The sequence below is a fragment of the Kitasatospora papulosa genome (assembly GCF_000717245.1).
GTDB lineage: Bacteria > Actinomycetota > Actinomycetes > Streptomycetales > Streptomycetaceae > Streptomyces > Streptomyces papulosus.
The window spans coordinates 1,240,209-1,258,352 of the sequence record NZ_JNYQ01000004.1 but is presented as its reverse complement, the minus strand read 5'-3'; the positions used below and the strand labels follow the sequence as shown (position 1 = coordinate 1,258,352).

Below are 18,144 nucleotides of genomic sequence, written 5' to 3'. Positions count from 1 at the left end.
GCCGGGTCGCGCTCCTCCCACGGGCGTTGACAACCCTGGCTAATGACATTAGCTTTTAGCTAAGAGTATTAGCCGGAACGCCGACCGAGCGCCCTGGAGGGTGTCGTGACCGAATACCTTGCCGTCGACGGCGGAACGATCGCTTACGAGGTGGCGGGCTCCGGCCCGCTGATCGTCCTCGCGCACGGCATGGGCGACAGCCGTGCCGCCTACCGCGAGGTGATCCCGCCGCTGGTGGCGGCCGGTCACCGGGTCGCGGCTGTCGACATCCGGGGCTGCGGCGAGTCCAGCGTCGACTGGCCGGCCTGGAGCCGTACCGCCGTCGCGGGCGACCTGCTCGCCGTGATCCGTCACCTGGGCGGCCCGGCCGTGATCGTCGGGCACTCGATCTCCGGCGGCGCCGCCACCATCGCCGCCGCCCAGGAGCCGTCCCTGGTGACCGGGGTCGTCGAACTGGCGCCCTTCACCCGCAAGCAGTCGATCGCTCTCGCGGACCTGAAGGTGAAGCGCTTCAGACAGGGCATGCTGCGGCTCCTCGGCGCGGGGCTGTTCGGCAGCGTGTCCCAGTGGCTGTCGTACCTCGATGTGGCCTACCCCGGCGCGAAGCCGGCCGGCTGGTCGGAGCGGGTCGGCCGCATCGAGTCGCTGTTGCGCGAACCGGGCCGGATGAAGGCCATGCAGGGCATGGGCCGCAGCACCCCGGTCGACGCGGGAGCGCAGCTCGGCAACGTCCGCTGCCCGGTCCTGGTCGTGATGGGCACGCTCGACCCCGACTGGGCCGACCCGCACGGTGAGGGGGCCGCGATCGTCGACGCCCTGCCGTCCGGCCTCGGGCGCCTCGAGATGATCGAGGGCGCCGGGCACTACCCGCACGACCAGTTCCCCGACCAAGTGGTCTCCCTCGTGCTCGGCTTCCTCCGGACGGACGCCGCCCGTGCCTAGGGCGGGCCTGGACCCGGCGTCCGTGGTCGCGGCGGCCGCCGCCCTCGCCGACGAGGTGGGCGTGGGCAGCCTGACGATGGGCCTGCTGGCCGAGCGGCTGGGCGTGCGTACGCCGTCCCTGTACAAGCACGTCGGCGGCTTGGATGACCTCAACCGCCGGATCGCGGAGCTGGCACTGGACGAGGCCGCCGAGGCCGTCGGGCTGGCGGTGCGGGGATACGCGGGCCGCGACGCCCTGGCGGCCGCCGCGCGTTCCTTCCGCGCCTTCGTGGTGGAGCACCCGGGCCGCTACGCCGCCACGCTCGGCCAGGAACCCTCCGGCCCGGACGACCCGCTGGCCGTCGCGGGCTCCCGGCTGCTCGACGCGTTCATGGCGGTCCTGCGCGGCTACGACATCCCCGAGTCCGACGTGGACCACGCCCTGCGCACCCTGCGCAGCCTCTTCCACGGGTTCGCCACGTTGCAGGCGGGAGGCGGGTTCCGGTGGAGCGCCGACATCGACGAGAGCCTCGAATGGCTGATCGCCTTCGCCGACCGGGGCCTGCGCTCCGCATGAGAACTCCCGCGCGGTGGCGGGTGCTTGCTCCGCCGTAATGGCCCCCCGGGTTTCGAGGGGCGTCAGGTGTCGTCCGTGACGAGGGCTCCGCTCCCCGGCTCGGCGAAGTGATCGAACTCGCCCGCCAGGACACCTCTGGTGAACGCCTCCCACTTCTGTGCCGTGGTGGTCACGACCGTTCCGGGGTCGCCGGTCTCGCGCAGATGCACGAGCTCCCCGGGACCGAACGCGATCTCGATCCAGGGCCCTGGCCCTTCGGCGTCCTCGGGCGCGGCGCGGGTCCAGACGAGGCCGGCCTGGAGGTCAGGCACGGTCCTGTGACTCCTTGACCGTTCGGATCAGGGCAGCCCAGGCGGCCGGACTGGTCCGGAGTATCGCGCCGCCGGGGTCGCCGCTCTCGGTGAGGGCCACGGATCCGTGGTCGGCTGCGACGTGCACGCATGAGTTGCCCTGGGCGCAGTAGGACGACTTCTGCCATACGAGTGCGGACAATTCTGATACCTCACAGATTCCGGGCGACGGTGTGTATGAAGTCGCGAGACTTCTCGGGCGACAATGCGATGGCCTCGATCCGGCTCAGCAGGACGCGGTACTTCTGCAACTGCTCCTCCGCGTCCAGGAAGACGGGACCGTGGGACTGGTCCAGATTGACGCTGTCGAGCTGAGGCACGGGGCCGTGGAGGTAGTAGATCGACTGGCCCGATCCCGCGAAGGCGCCTGCTGAGAACGGGATGACCTGGAGCACGACATGATCGTGCTGGCTCATCTCCACCAGATGTCGGAGCTGATGCCGGGTCACCTTCGGTCCGCCGAACTGCATCCGCAGGGCGGCCTCGTGGATGACGATGTGCTGGGTGGCCGGGCTGTGCCGGAAGAGTACGGCCTGGCGTTTGATCCGGAACGAGATGCGGTGCTCGATGTCGGGTGGCGAGAGCTCCGGCACGTCCTGGCGGAAAATCTCCCGCGCGTGCTCCGGTGTCTGGAGCAGCCCGGGGATGTGGACGGTGACCGCAGTGCGCAGTCGCTCCGCGTGATGCTCGCTCTCGGCGAGGTCGAGAAGGGGTGGAGGCAGGACCTCTCGGTACTCCTCCCACCAGCCACGCGTACGGTGGGCGGCCATGTCGCAGAGCGCTGAGACGACTTCGGTGTTCGAGCACCGGTAGTGGTCGGCCAGAGTGCGAACCCTCTCCGGACTGACGCCTACGCGGCCCGCCTCCATGTTGCTGATCTGGTTCTGCTTCACGCCCAGCAGCTCGCCTGCCTGCGTAGCAGTGAGGCCGGCACGTTCACGGAGCTTGCGCAGTTCGCCGCCAAGGCGCAGTTGGCGGCCTGTCGGATTGGTCCTCACCGGTCGGTCCGCCCCCTCGAACGCCTGGTCACCCGGAAGGGTGGCAGTTCACTCATTACTCGTCTTTCGGTTAATGCATTAGCCGGAGCTGGCTACCTTTGACCCAGGCCACCCGCCCGGAAGTACCCCGCTCGACGGAGCGGTCTCGTCACCGGGCTCTGCGACACGCACCCCGACCGCCCCTCCGTGAACGGAGACTTCCATGGCTCCGGCCACCGTAACGCCGCCTTGGGCGTACACCCTCCAACTTCCGCAGGATCCCCGCGGGCCCGGGATCGCCCGGTCGACCCTGCGGACCGTCCTGCGGGTGCACGGGATGCGGGATCTGGTCGACACGGCCGAGCTGCTGGCGAGTGAACTCGTGACCAACGCGTACCGGCACTCCTCGGGCCCGTACTCGCTCCGTATGCGCGGAGCGGGACGGAACCGGGTGCGGGTCGGGGTGTGGGACAGCAATCCGGAGATCCCGGCTCCGTTCTGTGGCGGCCTCCTGGACGAGAGAGACGTCCTGGCCGAACGGGGGCGCGGGCTCCAGCTCGTACGGCAGTGTGCCGAGAGCTGGGGCGCGTACCCGATCAGGAGCGGACTGCCCGGACAGGGCGGGAAGGTGCTGTGGGTGGAGTGCACGTTCCCGCCCTGCCCGGCGCGCGGGCGTCAGCCGGAGTAGCGGGCCTCGAAGGTGCGGAAGCTCTGTTCCTGGCGCCATTCGAGCCGGGCCTTCGGGTTGTTCGCGAGCAGTCGGGCGCAGCGTTCGGACTGCGGTGCCTGGCACTCGCGGACCGGGCGCCAGCCCTGGCGTACGGGGTCGGGGCGCCACAGACTGCGGCCGGGCAGGAACGCGTACTCCAGGGAGGCGCGGGCCAGGTCCTTCAGCTCCGGGTAGCCGAGTCCGTAGGTCCGGGCCGCCCGGCGGTATTCCTGGCCGATGTCACCCCGTGAGATGCCGGGGTCGTCGGTGGACAGCACGACGGGTACGCCGTACTTCCGGTAGACGGGGAACGGGTGGTCGACGCCCTCGACCTGGAGGATCTGCGCGTTGCTGGTGAGCGGTACCTCCACGGCGACCTGGCGGCGTGCCATGTCGCGGGCGAGCCGGCGCCAGTCGGTCTCCTGCACGAGGTCGACCCCGTGGCCGATGCGCTCCGCCTGGCCGGTGCGTACGGCGTCGTCGATGTGGAAGGTGAGGTCCTCGGGCTTCACCAGGCCGGGGACGAGCTCACCGGCGTGCAGGGTGATGTGGGCGTCGGGGTAGACGCCGTGCAGGTAGTTCAGCATGCGCATGTGCAGGCGGTAGTCCCGCAGGGAGATCTCGCCGTCCTCGGGCTGGACCAGGTTCACGGCGACGAACCGCTGGTCCCGTTCGGCGAGGCGGAGCCCCAGGGCGATCTGCGTGAAGACGCGCTCCGGGACGCTGTTGCGGGACACCTGGGAGATCCAGCGCACCGTGATCCGGCAGGCGGGGCGGGGGGTCGCGGTCATGCAGCCCGCGGTGTCGCGGAACTCGGCGTCGGCGGTGTCGGCCTCCTTCTTGGCCTCCCTCACCAACTGGTCCAGCCTGCCGCCGGCCAGCAGCTTGCCGTGCAGGGCCGCCAGGTCCGCGTCCCAGCCCACCTCGGTCGCCAGCTGCCTGGCTCCGGCCGAGGCTGGGCTGACCATGGTTTCCAGGTAGCTCTGGTTCTGCGCCGCGGCGGTGCCCGCGACGTCGGCCAGCATCTTCCCGCGGTGCGACGTCGCCGCGCCGAACTTCCCGAACGTGGCGAAGAAGTGGTCGTGTCCCGACTCCCCCTGCGGGAAGTCCTGCATGGACCAGGCCCGGATGACCTTCTGGCGGAACGCCGCATCGGTCAGGGCGTCGGCCGCAGGCCGGGTGCCGGTGGCGCACGGCGGTGCGACGGCGGTCGTCGTGGCGTCGATGCAGAGGTTGTCGTCGGCGGCGAGCTGGATGAGGTACTCGGTCTGCACCGCGCCGGAGAGGTGGTTGTGCAGGTCGCCTCCCTTGGGCAGCTCCCGGAAGAAGTTCCCGGGCTGTTGCGGGTGCGCCTCCAGCCACGCTGCGGTGCGGGCCTCGGCTGCGGTGACGGGCCGGGGTGGCGGTACGGCTTCGGGGGCGGCGGCCCTGGCGGTCTGTCCGGCGGGCAGGCTTGCGGCCAGGGCGGCTGCGACGAGTGCGGTGGCTGTCAACAACCGGCGAGCTCGTGCTGAGTTGTGGGGTACGGAGATCACGTCTTGCATGATCACGAAGTGCGGCACGCGCGACCCGGGGCCGCGTGGAGGGCGCCTCGTAAACCATCCGTCCGGGGGAACTATCCGCCGGACCGCCTCAGACGCGCAGTTCGGGCGGGAAGCCGGTCCACCGGAGCTCCGCCGGGAGGTGCCCCATGTCGTTGACCATGAGCAGGGCCGCCGGCCGGCCGGGGGTGTACCGGACGACGGTCAGCGCGGCGTTGGCGTGGTTGAGGCCCAGCCAGCGCCAGGCGGGCGCGTCGAGGGCGTCGCGTACGAACCAGGCGGCCAGAAAGGCGTGGGTCACCACCAGTTCGTGACGGGGCTCGTCGCCGGGGGCCACGCCGGTGAACCGTGCCAGTGCGGCGTCCGCCAGTTCCGGGCCCCGGCTCCGTTCGTCCTCCGGGAACTGCTCCAGGAAGCCGAGGAACCGGTCGGCCGAATCCGCGGGAAGCTCCTGGTGGCTCGGGACGTACGGGACGTAGTCCCCGGCCTCCTGCGCGACGTGGAGGGGTATGTCCTGCGCCAGTTGATCGTGGACGAGGCGGGCGGTCTGCGCGGCCCGGGGAAGCGGGCCGTGGTGGACGGCGGCGAGCGGTGTGCCCCGGAGGCGCTCACCGAGGAGGGTCGCCTGGCGGCGGCCCCGCTCCGTCAGCTCGGTCTCGTCCGGGGATGCCTCGGCGTGCCGGGCGACATAGAGGAAGCGGGTCGAAGTCCTGGCCGTGGTCATGAGGTCCTTTCGGCTGGTCCGGTGGATGTCGGGGTGGACGGCGTCCGCCTTCCGTTGGTTCCGGTTCGCGCGTTCGGGTGATCTCCTAACCGGCTGTTCCTTGCAGGGCCCAGGGGTCCGGCGCTCGCCGCCGGTACGCCCGGCGTGTCGGGTGTACGGCCTCTGGGACAGTGCCGCTCCGTGACCGAGGAACGGGGTGAGCGGGCATGACTGTCGTGCACGGGCTGGGTGACGGGACGGTGCCGCCGTCGGGCGGGGACCACTGCGGGCGGAGGCTGGAACACGGCGACGGACCGTGGCTGCGTGCCGCCGGCGGAGCGGACGAGCTCCGCGCGCATATGGCCCCGGTGCAGCAGGAGTTGGGCCTGGCCCACCAGGGGCTCATGTCGGGTGCGGGCCGGTTGACCGCCCTCGCGGAGCTGGCGGCTGTACGGGAGTCCTGGGAGCGGCGCATCCAGGCGGCGCAGGGGGAGTGCGGAAGCCTGGCGGACAAGCTGCGGGAGGCCGCGCGTATCCAGGGCGGCACGAACGAGGCTGTCAGGTCCTCCTTCACCTCGGTGCGGGTGTGCGGGGAGGACGAGCGGTGACGCCCATGCCGACGCCTACGTTGACCTGGGCGCAGTTACGCGACGTGAAGTGCGCCGAGTTGGAGGGTGCCGCCGACGGGTGGGGCAAGTCGAGCAACCGGGCCGACGCGGCGCGGGACCGCATCGAGCAGCAACTGCTCACCGGGCTCCGGGACACGCAGGAGGGCGAGGCGGCGCAGGCGGCGGTTGCCCGACTGCGGCAGCTGGGGCGCAACTTCCAGTACGTGTACACGGAGTGCGGGCTGCTCCGTACGACGTTGAACTCCCTGGCCCATGAGATGAGGACCCAGCAGCGGGCACTGACGGAGGCGCTGGAGGACGCGGCTGCGCTGAAGTTCACGGTGCACGCGAACGGGTCGGTCACGTATCCGGCGGGAGGCGAGGGACTTGTCGACGGCGCGCCGCTGCGGGGCGGCACCGCGTCGTCGAGCGGGACTTCGGGGCTGATGCCGCCTTCGGGCCTGATCGCGCCGAACCCCCACGCGGCCAAGGCGCAGGACATCGCGGACCGGGTGTGCGGGGCGGTGCGCGCGGCTGCCGAGATCGACTGGCGGTACGCGGGAATCCTGCGCCGCCTGAAGGCGGAGGAGGGCCTGAAGGTCCCGGCCTCCACCTGGAAGGACGCGGCAGGCGACGCGGCGGAGGTACGGGACGCGGCGGGGGCGTACCTGAAGGACGCCATCCCGCACGACGCGTCTCCGGAGGCGCGGCGCGACTGGTGGGCGGGGCTGACCCAGGAGCAGCGGGAGGAATACCTCGCGGTGTACCCGGACCAGATCGGAAACCTGGACGGAATCCCCGCCCTGGTCCGCGACGCGGCGAACCGGGACAACCTGCAACTGCTGATCGGCAAGCTGGAGGGCCGTGACGACGAGAAGTCGATGACGCAGCTCGCGGGAATGCGGGAGATCGACCGGCAGTTGGGGGCGGCGGCCAAGCCGGGGGAGCCGCCGATGTTCCTCCTGGGCGTGAGCGACGAGGGCAATGGGCGAGCGATCGTCTCGTACGGAAACCCGGATACGTCTAAGAACGTGGCTGCGTATGTTCCGGGGCTGAATACGTCGCTGGATGAGGACTTCGCGAAGAATGACCTGAAGCGGGCCCGGGACACGGCGATTGCGACCCGAGAAATCGACCCATCGAGTGCGATGGTTGCCTGGCTTGGTTACGACGCGCCGCAATTGGTGGATGGCAGGGATAGCTTGGCAGTCATGGGGAATGAAAGAGCCGAGGCTGGCGGTCGATCCCTAAATAGCTTCATGGGTGGCCTGGCCGCTACGAACAATAATGATGACCCGCACATGGTTGCTGTTGGACATTCGTACGGCTCGCGGACAGTAGGTGCGGCGACTCAGCATGGTGACGGAATTCCAGGTGTAGATGACATTGTTCTCGTAGGGAGTCCGGGCGTGGGAGTTGATCGTGCTGAGGACTTGCAGGTTGGAAAGAGTCACGTATTTGTTGGTGCAGCCGAAAATGATTTGGTGACCAAGGTCCCGTCCAAGCTGCAGGGGAACATGGGTGCTGCTGGGGGGCCGGTTGGGTACATCGTGGGAGGCCTTATGGATCGCGGCGGCGACAACCTCTGGTTTGGCAAGGATCCTGCGAGCGAGGCGTTCGGGGCGAAGCGATTTCAAACAGATGCAGGCCCTTCGGTGATCGCTGGCGGGTTCGATGCCCACTCGCTCTATTTTGATCGGAGTCGAGCCGATTCCGTGTCGTCGGACAGCATTGCTCTAATTGCAGCTGGCAAGGCCGGAAAAATCAAGTTGGAGGGGCTGCGGTGAGGCTGTCGCGGTTTTTGATGCTGACATTTCTTGTGGCCTGTGGGGCTTTAGTGGGCTGCGCGGATGAGGGGAAAAGTGGCATGGATATGCAAGAAGCTGCCGAAGCGTCAGATCGAATGCTTGATGATGTCTTGCTGTCGATTCAGCCGCAAGTGAGGTGGACTCATGGACCAACCACTACGGGAAGTTGTGAAGTGTCGCGTCGGCGAACAGTCATGACTGTGATTTCGGCGGAGCGTCGAGGGAGTTTCCTCGGCGTCGTGGACAGATCTCTGCGGAAGGCGGGGTACAAGGTCGAGGCTACGAACAACGACGTGGATTTCCCGGCGATCTACGCGCGGAGTACGGACGGGTACACCGTCAGCCTTCGGTTCGGTGGTGAAGGGCAGGCGTTCTTGCGCGCAGACACCCCCTGTGTCGAGGAGTCCGAAGTAGCCGAATCCACCACCCAGGCCACCGCGCCCACCTACGAGGGCATGGAGCACATCCCCCGCCCCAACATCCGCTCCCCCTTCTGGTCCGCCGGCGCCCCCTGACCCTTCGCAGCCGCCCCTGACGCCCCCTCATGCACCCGTCCACCCGTACACACCAGCGAATCGTGCGGTGAAGCGCGCCCGAATGGGGGATGGTTGGGGTGTGCGGAAATACTGGGTGTTCGTCGGCGGTGGGATCGGGCTGGGCCTGTGCTTCATCGCCCTGCTCGTCGTCGGGACGTACTCCGCCGCCGCCGGGATCGCCGGGGCGAGCGGGGCCGTCGGGCTGGCCAAGGGGGCGGTGCCCGCGCGGTACCAGCCGCTCGTGGAGAAGTGGGGCAACCTCTGCCCCGCCATCAACCCGGCTCTTCTGGCCGCACAGTTGTACCAGGAGAGCGGCTGGAACCCGCGCGCCCAGAGCCACGCCGCCGCGCAGGGCATCGCGCAGTTCATCCCCGGTACCTGGGCCTCGCACGGGGTCGACGGGGACAACGACGGGGACCGTGACGTCTGGGATCCGGCGGACGCGATCCCGTCCGCCGCCTCCTACGACTGCGAACTCGCCGGTTACGTCAAGAAGGTGCCGGGCGACCCGACCGACAACATGCTCGCCGCGTACAACGCGGGCGCCTACCGGGTGATCCAGTCGGGCGGGGTGCCCGCCATCAGCGAGACGCAGAACTACGTCAAGATCATCCGTTCCCTGGAGAAGAGCTTCGCCAAGCCGATCGGCAGGGTGCAGCCCTCGCAGCAGGCGGCGGGGGCGATCTACTTCGCGCAGAAGAAGCTGGGTACGCCCTATCTCTGGGGTGGGAACGGCACGGCGGACCAGGGGGGCAGGTTCGACTGTTCCGGGCTGACGCAGGCCGCGTACCGCACGGTCGACATCGAGCTGCCCCGGGTGGCCAACGACCAGTACAACGCGGGACCGCACCCTTCCCGGGACGAGCTCCTCCCCGGCGACCTGGTGTTCTTCTCGGACGACCTCAACAACTCACGGGCCATCCGGCACGTGGGGCTCTACGTCGGAGGGGGGTACATGATCAACGCTCCGTACACCGGTGCGGTGATCCGGTTCGACAAGATCGACACCCCGGACTACTTCGGTGCCACCAGGGTGACGAAGGACGGTGCCGCGGCGCTTCCGACCGCGCTCCCGGAGAGCTGACGGCCGGCCGTCCGTGGCCGGAACTCTCCGTGAAGCCTGGGCCCTGAGCTGCGACGATGAGTCACTCTTCGATAACGTCATGGTGATCATTCGGTGGAGAACGGAACGTCCGTCCCTGACAGGTCGTTCCCTGGACCGGGACAGCATGCGCACGTGACCATGCGTGACTGCCCGGACCGGTCGGGCGTGACGGCATGATGGCGTGACGCGGCACTGAATCCGCACCGACCACGGGGGTCAGACCAGGGCGACGCACACCCATGTGCGTCGCAGCAGAAGACAAGGCAAGGGGCCGCGGCAGATGGCTGGACTCGCACTCGATGGGTCGAACCCCGATGTCAGCCTGCTCTACGACATCAACGGGCTGGCGAAGGCCGCTCCTACCTGGTTCGACCGGGTCATGGAGTTCGTCGGTGAGTTCGGGATCATGCTCGCCATGGTCCTGGCGGTCCTGTGGTGCTGGTGGAGCGTGCGCCGACGCGGGACGACCGAGGACTCGGTGACGGCGGTCGCCGGGCTGGTGTGGGCGCCTCTCGCCGCCGGGATCGCGTTGCTCATCAACATCCCGATCCGCGGCTTCGTGGAGAGGCCGCGCCCGTTCCTCGACCACGAGGGGCTCGAGGTCCTGGTGCAGGGCAAGACGGACTTCTCCTTCGTGAGTGACCACGCGACGATGGCGATGGCCATCGCGGTGGGGCTCTTCGTGGCCAACCGGAAGTTCGGCCTGGTGGCCATCGGGCTGGCTCTCGTCGAGGGCTTCTGCCGCGTCTACATGGGCGTGCACTATCCGACCGACGTGATCGGCGGCCTTGCCCTCGGCACGGCCGTGGCGCTGTTGCTCGCTCCGCTCGCGATGATGCTGCTGACCCCTCTGGTGGGCGCCGTGGCCCGTACCCGGGCCACCGGTTGGCTCGTCCGCGCGGGCGGCGCGTCCGCGGTCGCCGAGGGCCGGGGCGAGTCGCGCGGGATTCCCGAGCCGAGCCGGGGTTCCGGCCGCGGCGCGCCCGACGAGAAGGACCTCGCCGCGTAGAAGGATCCGTTCGCCGGCTGAGGGGGTGTCCCGTGGGGCACCCCCTCACGCATGTTCCGATAAATGGCTGATTTCTTTCGATCCGTCATCGGCCCTCCGGTGACGGGGCATCATGTGCGGGGACCGCGGGGGTGGTGCATGTGGCCGGTCGGCGGCCGTCACGTCAGGAAGTCAACCGACGGCGCGAACGCACGGGGTTCGTGGGGCGTCGCGGGGAGCTGGCGGTGTTCCGGGAGACCTTCGCCAGGGACCCGGAGGAGGGCGACTTCCCGTTCCTCTTCCACGTGCGCGGAAACGGCGGTGTGGGGAAGTCGACCTTGGTGCGGCAGTGGGAGTCCACCGCCCGCGAGCAGCCCTCCGTCGTCACGGCGTACGTGGACGACGAAGTGCACGACGCGCTGGAGGCGATGGAGGCCGTCAGTGCCCGGCTCGGCCGGCAGGGGCACCCTCTCAAGAGGTTCGACAAACAGCTGACCACCTATCGCCAGCGCAGGCACCAGGCCGAGAGCGCCGTCGCTGCTCCGCAGTCCGGCCCGGGAGAGCCGGGAGCGGCGGCAGCCGGCCCGTCGCCGTCCAGCACGGTGGCGGCCCAGGTGGGCCTGGCCGGTCTGGGCGCGCTGGTGCCCGGGGCCGCGTTGTTCACCGGGGCCGTCGACCCGCAGCAGGTGGCACTGGGCGCGGACCGGGTACGGGCGATGCTCAACACACGTCTGCGCAGCCACGACGACGTGCAGCTGGTGATGAACCCGCTCACGGGTCTCGCCCCCGTCTTCCTCGACGACCTGGCCGAGGTCGCCGAACGGTGCGAGCGGGTGGTGCTGTTCTTCGACGTGTACGAGAGGACCGGGCCGGTCCTCGACACCTGGCTGCGGACCATCACCTTCGGGGACGAGTACGGCAGCCTCCCCGTCAACGTGCAGATCGTGCTGGCCGGACAACTGCGCCTGGACACCCGGGTCTGGGGTGATCGGCTGGGGCAGGTCACCGAGGTGTCCCTGGAGGTCTTCTCCGAGGAGGAGGCCCGGACGCTGCTCGCCACCCACGGGGTCACCGACGAACCCAGCATCGAACTGGTGCTGCGCCTGTCCGGACGGCTTCCGCTGCTCGTCGACATGCTGGCCCGGAGCGATCCGGGAGGCGGCGCGGCCACGGGCGACCCCTCCGAGACGGCGGTCGAGAGGTTCCTGAAGTGGGAGCCCGATCCGGAGCGGCGCGAGGCCGCCCTGGCCTGTGCGCTCCCCCTGCAGACCGACGAGGACATCTACCGTGCGGTCGTCCCGGAGTCCGCCGCCGGGAGCTACGCGTGGCTGCGCGGCCTGGCCTTCGTCTCTCCCCAGGCCGGCCGCTGCCGCTACCACGACGTCGTACGGGCCGCGATGCTGCGTCTGCAGCGGACCCGGTCACCCGCCCGCTGGCAGCAGGCGCACACCCTGCTCGCCGATGTGTTCCGGCAGCGGCGGCTCGCGGTGGAGGCGGACCTCGGCACCGATCCCGAGGACCTCTGGAAGGAGGCCGTCTGGCGGGAGCACCGGCTGAACGAGACGTACCACCTGCTGTGTGCGAATCCGCGTACGGCCCTTGCCGACGCTCTCCGCGAGAGTGCCCACGCCATCGGGCTCGACGTGGCCACGTTGCGCCGCTGGGCGCAGATCCTCGGGGGCGCGGGGCTCGACACCGACACGGCGGCCCTCGTCTCCTGGGGGGAACGGCTGGAGGCCGCGGCGGAGCAGGAGCAGCCGGGTGCGGTCGTGCTGACCCTGCTGCTGAACGCGTCCGAACTCGACGCATCCGGAAGGGCGTTGGCCTACACCGTCCGGGCCGAGGAGTACCGGCACGTGGGTGATGCCCGGAGCGCGCTGGCGGACTGCGAGGCGGCCGTCGCCCTCGCGCCGGACGCCGCCCGCGCCCACGCGGGGCTGGGGGAGACCTACCGGGTGCTGGGCCGCTACGAGGAGTCGGTCGCCTCCTGCACCCGTGCGGTGGAGATCGACCCGGGATACGCCCCGGCGTTCGGCAGCCGGGGCGATGCCTACCGGAACCTGGGCCGTCACGACGAGGCCTTCGCCGATTTCGGCCGTGCCATCGAGATCGACCGGCGGTACGCCTGGGCGTTCGGCAGCCGTGCAGGGGTGCACGAGGCCATGGGCCGCCACGAGGAGGCCCTGGCGGACTACGACCGTGCGTTGGAGATCGACCCGTTGTACGAGTGGGCGGTCGGGAGCCGCGCCCAGCTCTTCGAGCGGATGGGCCGGTACGAGGAGGCGCTGGCCGACTACGACCGCGCCGTGCAGATGGACCTGCAGTACGCCTGGGCGCACGCCGGACGGGCGCAGGTGTACGAGGCCATGGGCCGCCACGAGGAGGCCCTGGCGGACTACGACCGTGCGTTGGAGATCGACCCGTTGTACGAGTGGGCGGTCGGGAGCCGTGGCAGGCTCTTCGAGCGGATGGGCCGGTACGAGGAGGCGCTGGCCGACTACGACCGCGCCGTCGTGATCGACCCGGAGTACGCCTGGGCCCTGGGAAGCCGGGCGCGGGTCAAGAAGGACATGGGCCGGCCGGAGGAGGCCGTCGCCGACTACTCCCGGGCCGTCGAGATCCTGCCCGACTACGCCTGGGCCTTTCAGGGCCGCGCGCAGGTGTACGCGGGAATGGGCCGCCATGACGAGGCCCTGGCCGACTTCGCCCGCGCCCTCGAACTGCGACCCGGGTACGGCTGGGCCTTGGGCAACCGGGGGGAGCTGTACGAGAAGCTCGGCCGTCGCGAGGACGCGGTCGCCGATTTCACCCGGGCCATCGAGATCGATCCGACCTCGGACTGGGTGCTGGGCGCCCGGGCCCGGACGTACCTGTGTATGGGCAGGCACGAGGACGCCCTTGCCGACTGTGCCCGGACCGTCGAGATCGATCCGCGGGACGGCTGGAACCAGATGCTGTACGGCGTGGTGCTGCGGGCGGCGGGTGACGCCCCGGCGGCGGAGGCACGCTTCGCGGACGCCCTGCGCCTCTTCACCGAGGAGGGTGCGGGGGCCGGGGACGCTGCCGTGAACGCCCGTCAGGGCCTGCTCGTCCTCCACTGCGCCCTGTTCGACCACGGCGCGGCGGCCTCCGTGGCCGATGCGCTGATCGCGCTCGGTCCCGGGAGGAACCTGATCGAGGAGGCCGTCGAGGACCTGTCGCTCCTTGGCACGCTCTGTCCCGAAGCGGGGCCGGGCATCGAGCCGCTCACGCGGAGGCTGCGGGAGACGCTCCGGCAGGGTTGACGGCCGAGCGCCATCCCGGCCCAGCGACCCCGGCCCAGCGTTCCGGCCGCTGCCGCCCTTCGGCCGCGGAACCGTCCTCAGTCCTGCGGTTCCGGTGCCCCGAGGTGTTCCCGCGCGTCGGTGCGGGCCCGGTCCCGGGAGCGCCTGGCGGCGCCCGACCAGCCGCAGCTGCAGCGTGCCAGGCAGAAGGAGCCCCGTTCGACGGTCGTGGTGGTGTGTCCCGGAGAGGGGTTGTGGACGGGGGGGTCCGCAGGGTCCTGATACACGCGTCCACGGTACCGGGGGCGCCCTGCGGAGGGTACGCAGTGGGCCGATCGGCTGCCGTGAGGGGGCCCGTGGCGTGACGGGGCGCCCCGGCCGTCGTTAGGCGAGGCGGGCGGGAGTTCGGTCAGGTGTACGTCGTTGGGGGTTGGCAGGCGATGGTGGTGCGACAGCAACGGCGCGGAGGCGGGGCACTTGCTGTGTGCGCCCTGGCCGTCGCCGGCGTGATGACGTTGGTCGGCGGGTGCTCCGGTCCGGGCGGTGACGGCAAGGACGGCGGAGACGGTGGTGACGGGGCCGGTCGACGCGCGGTCGCCGTGGACGACCCGGCCGGTCCGCCCGTGGCCGTCGTGCGGCGGGCGGCCGAGAAGCTGACCGGTGCGGGCAGCGCCGGGACACGCACGTCGATGGAGACGGCGGCCGGCGGTACCCGGGTGACGATCAGGGGAGAGGGTGCGTACGACTTCCGCAGGCAGCTGGGGCGGATCAAGGTCGTCCTGCCGAAGGACGCCGCAGGGTCCGACGAGCACAGGCCGATCAAGGAACTGCTGGCACCGGGTGCGCTGTACATGAAGAACCGGGGTGCGGGGGTGCCCGCCGACAAGTGGGTGCGGATCGACACGACCACCCTGGAGGACGGCAATCTGGTCACCGGCGGTGTGACCGATCCGATGGCCTCCGCCGAGCTGCTGCGCGGCGCGGACGAGGTGACCTACGTCGGGACGACGGAGCTGGCCGGGGTCACGGTCCGGCACTACCGCGGGGTCGCGGACATCGGGCGGGCGGCGCGGGCGGCCTCGCCGTCCTCGCGCGGGGCGCTCGGCGCGGCGGCGAAAGGGTTCAGCACGGACTCGGTGCCCTTCGACGCCTATCTGGACGACGAGGGGCTGTTGCGGAAGGTGCGCCACCGCTTCACCTTCGCGACCGAGGGGCCGGCGGTGGCGGTGGTCTCGACGATGCTGCTCTACGGCTTCGGGGTGCCGGTCCCGGTACGGCTTCCGCCCGGGGCGGACATCTACACGGGACAGGTCGAACAGGGCCGGAGTGGCCCGGAAACACCGTAGGGAGGGGGGCCGAAATGGTCCGTCCGTGCCATGCGCGGGGCCTACCGCGCTCCCTACGCTAGGGAGTCGGTGCGCCAGGATTCGGCGACGGCAGAGAGAGGTGACGCAGGTGGTGACGCTCAGCGCTCCGAACGCTCAGGACCGTGTGGCCCTCGCCGAGATCGAACTGTGCGCCGAGCTCATGATCGCGGCGGCCGACGCGCGCGAGGACCGGCTCAGTCCGGACCGGATCGACGAGGTGCTGAACGTCGGGGCGGAAGCCGCCGAACCGGCACCGACGATCCCCCGGCAGGCCCGCCACCGGGGATGATCCGTCCCTGACCACGCGGCCGCGGCCCGTACCGAGGCCCATGTCCGCACCGCTGTCGCCGCGCGCGTCGCGGCCCTGCCCACCCCGCCGTTTCCGTGCACCTCAGGTACGCAGGAGGCGGGCGATCGCCTTGGTGGCCTCCTCGACCTTGGCGTCGATCTCCTCGCCGCCCTTGAGCGCGGCGTCCGCGACACAGTGGCGCAGATGCTCCTCCAGCAGCTGGAGCGCGAAGGACTGCAGGGCCTTGGTGGACGCCGAGACCTGGGTGAGTATGTCGATGCAGTAGACGTCCTCGTCCACCATCCGCTGGAGGCCGCGGATCTGGCCCTCGATCCGGCGCAGGCGCTTGAGGTGCTCGTCCTTCTGGTGGTGGTAGCCGTGGATTCCCCGGTCGTGGTCGGTGACGACCGCGTCCGGACCGGCCGCGTCGGCGGCCTCGGTGGTGGTCATGGGGTCCTCCCGTTGTCCTCTTGGCCTGCGGTGAGCGTGCCGTTCTGTACCGTCTACATACCCCTGCCGGGTATATCGTACCGAATCGAGCCGAAACGTGACCGGGGGGCCGTGCTGATCACTGTGCCCGATGCGCGACACTGAAGAACGCCGGTTAGCCGTGGCCGGATGATGCGCCTAGCATCAGCCTGACCGAATCCAAAGCACCCCGAGGACCCCACGTGCGCTTTCGTCTGACCCCCAGGGAGACGAGCTTCTACGACATGTTTTCCGCCTCCGCGGACAACATCGTCACGGGCTCGAAACTCCTGATGGAACTGCTCGGGGCGGATTCTGCCTCCCGAGTCGAGATCGCGGAGCGTATGCGGGCAGCGGAGCACGCGGGGGACGATGCCACCCACGCGATCTTCCACCAGCTGAACTCCTCCTTCATCACGCCGTTCGACCGCGAGGACATCTACAACCTCGCGTCGTCGCTCGACGACATCATGGACTTCATGGAGGAGGCCGTCGACCTGGTCGTCCTGTACCAGATCGACGAGCTCCCCAAGGGTGTCGAGCAGCAGATCGAGGTCCTGGCCAGGGCGGCGGAACTGACCGCCGAGGCCATGCCGAGTCTGCGGACCATGGAGAACCTCACCGAGTACTGGATCGAGGTCAACCGTCTGGAGAACCAGGCCGACCAGATCCACCGCAAGCTGCTGGCCCACCTGTTCAACGGCAAGTACGACGCCATGGACGTGCTGAAGCTCAAGCAGATCGTGGACGTGCTGGAAGAGGCGGCTGACGCGTTCGAGCACGTCGCCAACACGGTGGAGACCATCGCGGTCAAGGAGTCCTGAACCTCGTGGACACCTTTGCGCTGATCGTGACCATCGGTGTCGCGCTCGGCTTCACGTATACGAACGGCTTCCACGACTCGGCGAACGCCATCGCCACCTCGGTCTCCACCCGGGCGCTGACCCCGCGTGCGGCTCTGGCGATGGCCGCTGTGATGAACCTCGCAGGCGCCTTCCTGGGCCAGGGGGTCGCCAAGACCGTCAGCGAAGGCCTGATCGCCACGCCCGAAGGCCAGAAGGGGATGGGCATCCTCTTCGCCGCGCTGGTCGGCGCGATCATCTGGAACCTGATCACCTGGTACTACGGCCTGCCGTCGTCGTCCTCGCACGCCCTTTTCGGCGGCATGGTCGGCGCGGCCCTGGCCGGCGGGACGATGGTGCACTGGGACGGGGTGCTCGACAAGATCGTCATCCCGATGTTCCTGTCCCCGGTCATCGGCCTGGTCGGCGGCTATCTGGTGATGGTCGTGATCATGTGGATATTCAGGAAGGCCAACCCGCACAAGGCCAAGCGCGGTTTCCGTATCGCGCAGACGGTATCGGCCGCGGGTATGGCCCTCGGGCACGGTCTGCAGGACGCCCAGAAGACGATGGGCATCGTGGTGATGGCGCTGGTCATCGCCGATGTCGAGGGTCCGAACGACGAGATCCCGGTCTGGGTGAAGATCGCCTGTGCGGCGATGCTGTCCCTCGGGACGTACGCGGGCGGCTGGCGCATCATGCGGACGCTGGGCCGCAAGATCATCGAGCTGGACCCGCCGCAGGGTTTCGCCGCCGAGACGACCGGCGCGTCGATCATGTTCGGTTCGGCGTTCCTGTTCCACGCACCGATCTCCACGACTCATGTGATCACCTCGGCGATCATGGGCGTCGGCGCGACGAAGCGGGTGAACGCGGTCCGCTGGGGCGTGGCCAAGAACATCATCCTGGGGTGGTTCATCACGATGCCCGCCGCGGCGCTGGTCGCCGCGGGGAGCTACGGGATCGTCGTACTGCTCTTCGGCTGAGCCGAATCCCGGCGGCGGGTTGCCGCCGCAGCCTCCGTAGGACACGGAATGGGTCCGCCCCTGCTCTCCACAGAAGAGCAGGGGCGGACCCTTTCGCCTTGCGGTG

At 69.8% G+C, this 18,144-nt stretch carries 20 protein-coding genes; 13 read left to right on the top strand and 7 right to left on the bottom strand.

Going from position 1 to position 18,144, the window contains the following annotated elements:
• Positions 1 to 105: 105 nt before the first annotated feature.
• Entirely contained in the window at positions 106 to 942 is an 837-nt protein-coding gene (locus IA22_RS0117155) for an alpha/beta fold hydrolase (protein ID WP_014154982.1), read from the top strand.
• Between the two features lie 22 nt (positions 943 to 964).
• Positions 965 to 1,498 (top strand): TetR-like C-terminal domain-containing protein, encoded by a 534-nt coding sequence (locus IA22_RS0117150; RefSeq protein WP_030124078.1) that lies wholly within the window; start codon positions 965 to 967, stop codon positions 1,496 to 1,498.
• Between the two features lie 62 nt (positions 1,499 to 1,560).
• Here the strand turns inward: IA22_RS0117150 and IA22_RS0117145 are convergent, their stop codons facing one another.
• Genes IA22_RS0117145 through IA22_RS0117135 form a run of 3 tightly spaced genes read right to left on the bottom strand, consistent with a single transcriptional unit; the run spans position 1,561 to position 2,846 of the window.
• Positions 1,561 to 1,809, bottom strand: coding sequence for a DUF397 domain-containing protein (locus IA22_RS0117145; protein WP_030124077.1), 249 nt, complete (start codon positions 1,807 to 1,809; stop codon positions 1,561 to 1,563).
• On the bottom strand, positions 1,802 to 1,990 hold the full coding sequence (locus tag IA22_RS0117140; protein ID WP_030124076.1) for a DUF397 domain-containing protein: 189 nt from the start codon (positions 1,988 to 1,990) through the stop codon (positions 1,802 to 1,804). The genes IA22_RS0117145 and IA22_RS0117140 overlap by 8 nt, the downstream gene beginning before the upstream one ends.
• A gap of 10 nt (positions 1,991 to 2,000) precedes the next feature.
• Entirely contained in the window at positions 2,001 to 2,846 is an 846-nt protein-coding gene (locus IA22_RS0117135) for a helix-turn-helix domain-containing protein (protein ID WP_030124075.1), read from the bottom strand.
• Between the two features lie 202 nt (positions 2,847 to 3,048).
• On the opposite strand from IA22_RS0117135, the gene IA22_RS0117130 reads away from it, so the two are divergent.
• Complete coding sequence (locus IA22_RS0117130) at positions 3,049 to 3,513, top strand: ATP-binding protein (protein ID WP_030124074.1); 465 nt, start codon at positions 3,049 to 3,051, stop codon at positions 3,511 to 3,513.
• On the opposite strand, the gene IA22_RS0117125 is transcribed toward IA22_RS0117130, so the two are convergent.
• Positions 3,501 to 5,078 (bottom strand): adenosine deaminase family protein, encoded by a 1,578-nt coding sequence (locus IA22_RS0117125; protein ID WP_030124073.1) that lies wholly within the window; start codon positions 5,076 to 5,078, stop codon positions 3,501 to 3,503. The two genes, IA22_RS0117130 and IA22_RS0117125, sit on opposite strands and share 13 nt — an antisense overlap.
• 88 nt (positions 5,079 to 5,166) lie before the next feature.
• Complete coding sequence (locus tag IA22_RS0117120; protein WP_030124072.1) at positions 5,167 to 5,799, bottom strand: histidine phosphatase family protein; 633 nt, start codon at positions 5,797 to 5,799, stop codon at positions 5,167 to 5,169.
• Positions 5,800 to 6,005: 206 nt separating this feature from the next.
• Here IA22_RS0117120 and IA22_RS0117115 point away from each other — a divergent pair, with 206 nt between their 5' ends.
• The 6 genes from IA22_RS0117115 to IA22_RS0117090 all read left to right on the top strand — a co-directional run bounded on the left by IA22_RS0117115 (position 6,006) and on the right by IA22_RS0117090 (position 14,107).
• A complete protein-coding gene (locus IA22_RS0117115) occupies positions 6,006 to 6,386 on the top strand; it encodes a hypothetical protein (RefSeq protein WP_030124071.1) in 381 nt (126 codons plus the stop codon).
• A gap of 5 nt (positions 6,387 to 6,391) precedes the next feature.
• Entirely contained in the window at positions 6,392 to 8,173 is a 1,782-nt protein-coding gene (locus tag IA22_RS0117110) for an alpha/beta hydrolase (protein WP_030124070.1), read from the top strand.
• Positions 8,174 to 8,433: 260 nt separating this feature from the next.
• Positions 8,434 to 8,709: a hypothetical protein gene (locus tag IA22_RS37600; RefSeq protein ID WP_245229578.1), complete on the top strand. Its 276-nt coding sequence runs from the start codon at positions 8,434 to 8,436 to the stop codon at positions 8,707 to 8,709.
• A gap of 115 nt (positions 8,710 to 8,824) precedes the next feature.
• Complete coding sequence (locus IA22_RS0117100) at positions 8,825 to 9,814, top strand: C40 family peptidase (protein WP_030124068.1); 990 nt, start codon at positions 8,825 to 8,827, stop codon at positions 9,812 to 9,814.
• Between the two features lie 301 nt (positions 9,815 to 10,115).
• Entirely contained in the window at positions 10,116 to 10,844 is a 729-nt protein-coding gene (locus tag IA22_RS0117095; protein WP_014154970.1) for a phosphatase PAP2 family protein, read from the top strand.
• Between the two features lie 224 nt (positions 10,845 to 11,068).
• Positions 11,069 to 14,107: a tetratricopeptide repeat protein gene (locus IA22_RS0117090; RefSeq protein ID WP_245229577.1), complete on the top strand. Its 3,039-nt coding sequence runs from the start codon at positions 11,069 to 11,071 to the stop codon at positions 14,105 to 14,107.
• Positions 14,108 to 14,184: 77 nt separating this feature from the next.
• Here the strand turns inward: IA22_RS0117090 and IA22_RS0117085 are convergent, their stop codons facing one another.
• Entirely contained in the window at positions 14,185 to 14,373 is a 189-nt protein-coding gene (locus tag IA22_RS0117085; RefSeq protein ID WP_015578116.1) for a hypothetical protein, read from the bottom strand.
• A 153-nt stretch (positions 14,374 to 14,526) separates the two neighbouring features.
• On the opposite strand from IA22_RS0117085, the gene IA22_RS0117080 reads away from it, so the two are divergent.
• Both IA22_RS0117080 and IA22_RS0117075 read left to right on the top strand, forming a co-directional pair.
• Entirely contained in the window at positions 14,527 to 15,432 is a 906-nt protein-coding gene (locus IA22_RS0117080) for an SCO4651 family lipoprotein (protein ID WP_030124066.1), read from the top strand.
• 100 nt (positions 15,433 to 15,532) lie between these two features.
• Positions 15,533 to 15,742 (top strand): hypothetical protein, encoded by a 210-nt coding sequence (locus IA22_RS0117075; RefSeq protein WP_030124065.1) that lies wholly within the window; start codon positions 15,533 to 15,535, stop codon positions 15,740 to 15,742.
• Between the two features lie 102 nt (positions 15,743 to 15,844).
• Here the strand turns inward: IA22_RS0117075 and IA22_RS0117070 are convergent, their stop codons facing one another.
• The gene (locus IA22_RS0117070; RefSeq protein WP_014154966.1) at positions 15,845 to 16,192 is read right to left on the bottom strand and encodes a metal-sensitive transcriptional regulator; all 348 of its coding nucleotides are present in this window, start codon (positions 16,190 to 16,192) and stop codon (positions 15,845 to 15,847) included.
• A 221-nt stretch (positions 16,193 to 16,413) separates the two neighbouring features.
• Between IA22_RS0117070 and IA22_RS0117065 the strand changes: the two genes are divergently transcribed.
• Both IA22_RS0117065 and IA22_RS0117060 read left to right on the top strand, forming a co-directional pair.
• Complete coding sequence (locus IA22_RS0117065) at positions 16,414 to 17,034, top strand: DUF47 domain-containing protein (RefSeq protein ID WP_014154965.1); 621 nt, start codon at positions 16,414 to 16,416, stop codon at positions 17,032 to 17,034.
• A gap of 5 nt (positions 17,035 to 17,039) precedes the next feature.
• The gene (locus IA22_RS0117060; RefSeq protein WP_014154964.1) at positions 17,040 to 18,038 is read left to right on the top strand and encodes an inorganic phosphate transporter; all 999 of its coding nucleotides are present in this window, start codon (positions 17,040 to 17,042) and stop codon (positions 18,036 to 18,038) included.
• Positions 18,039 to 18,144: the final 106 nt, after the last annotated feature.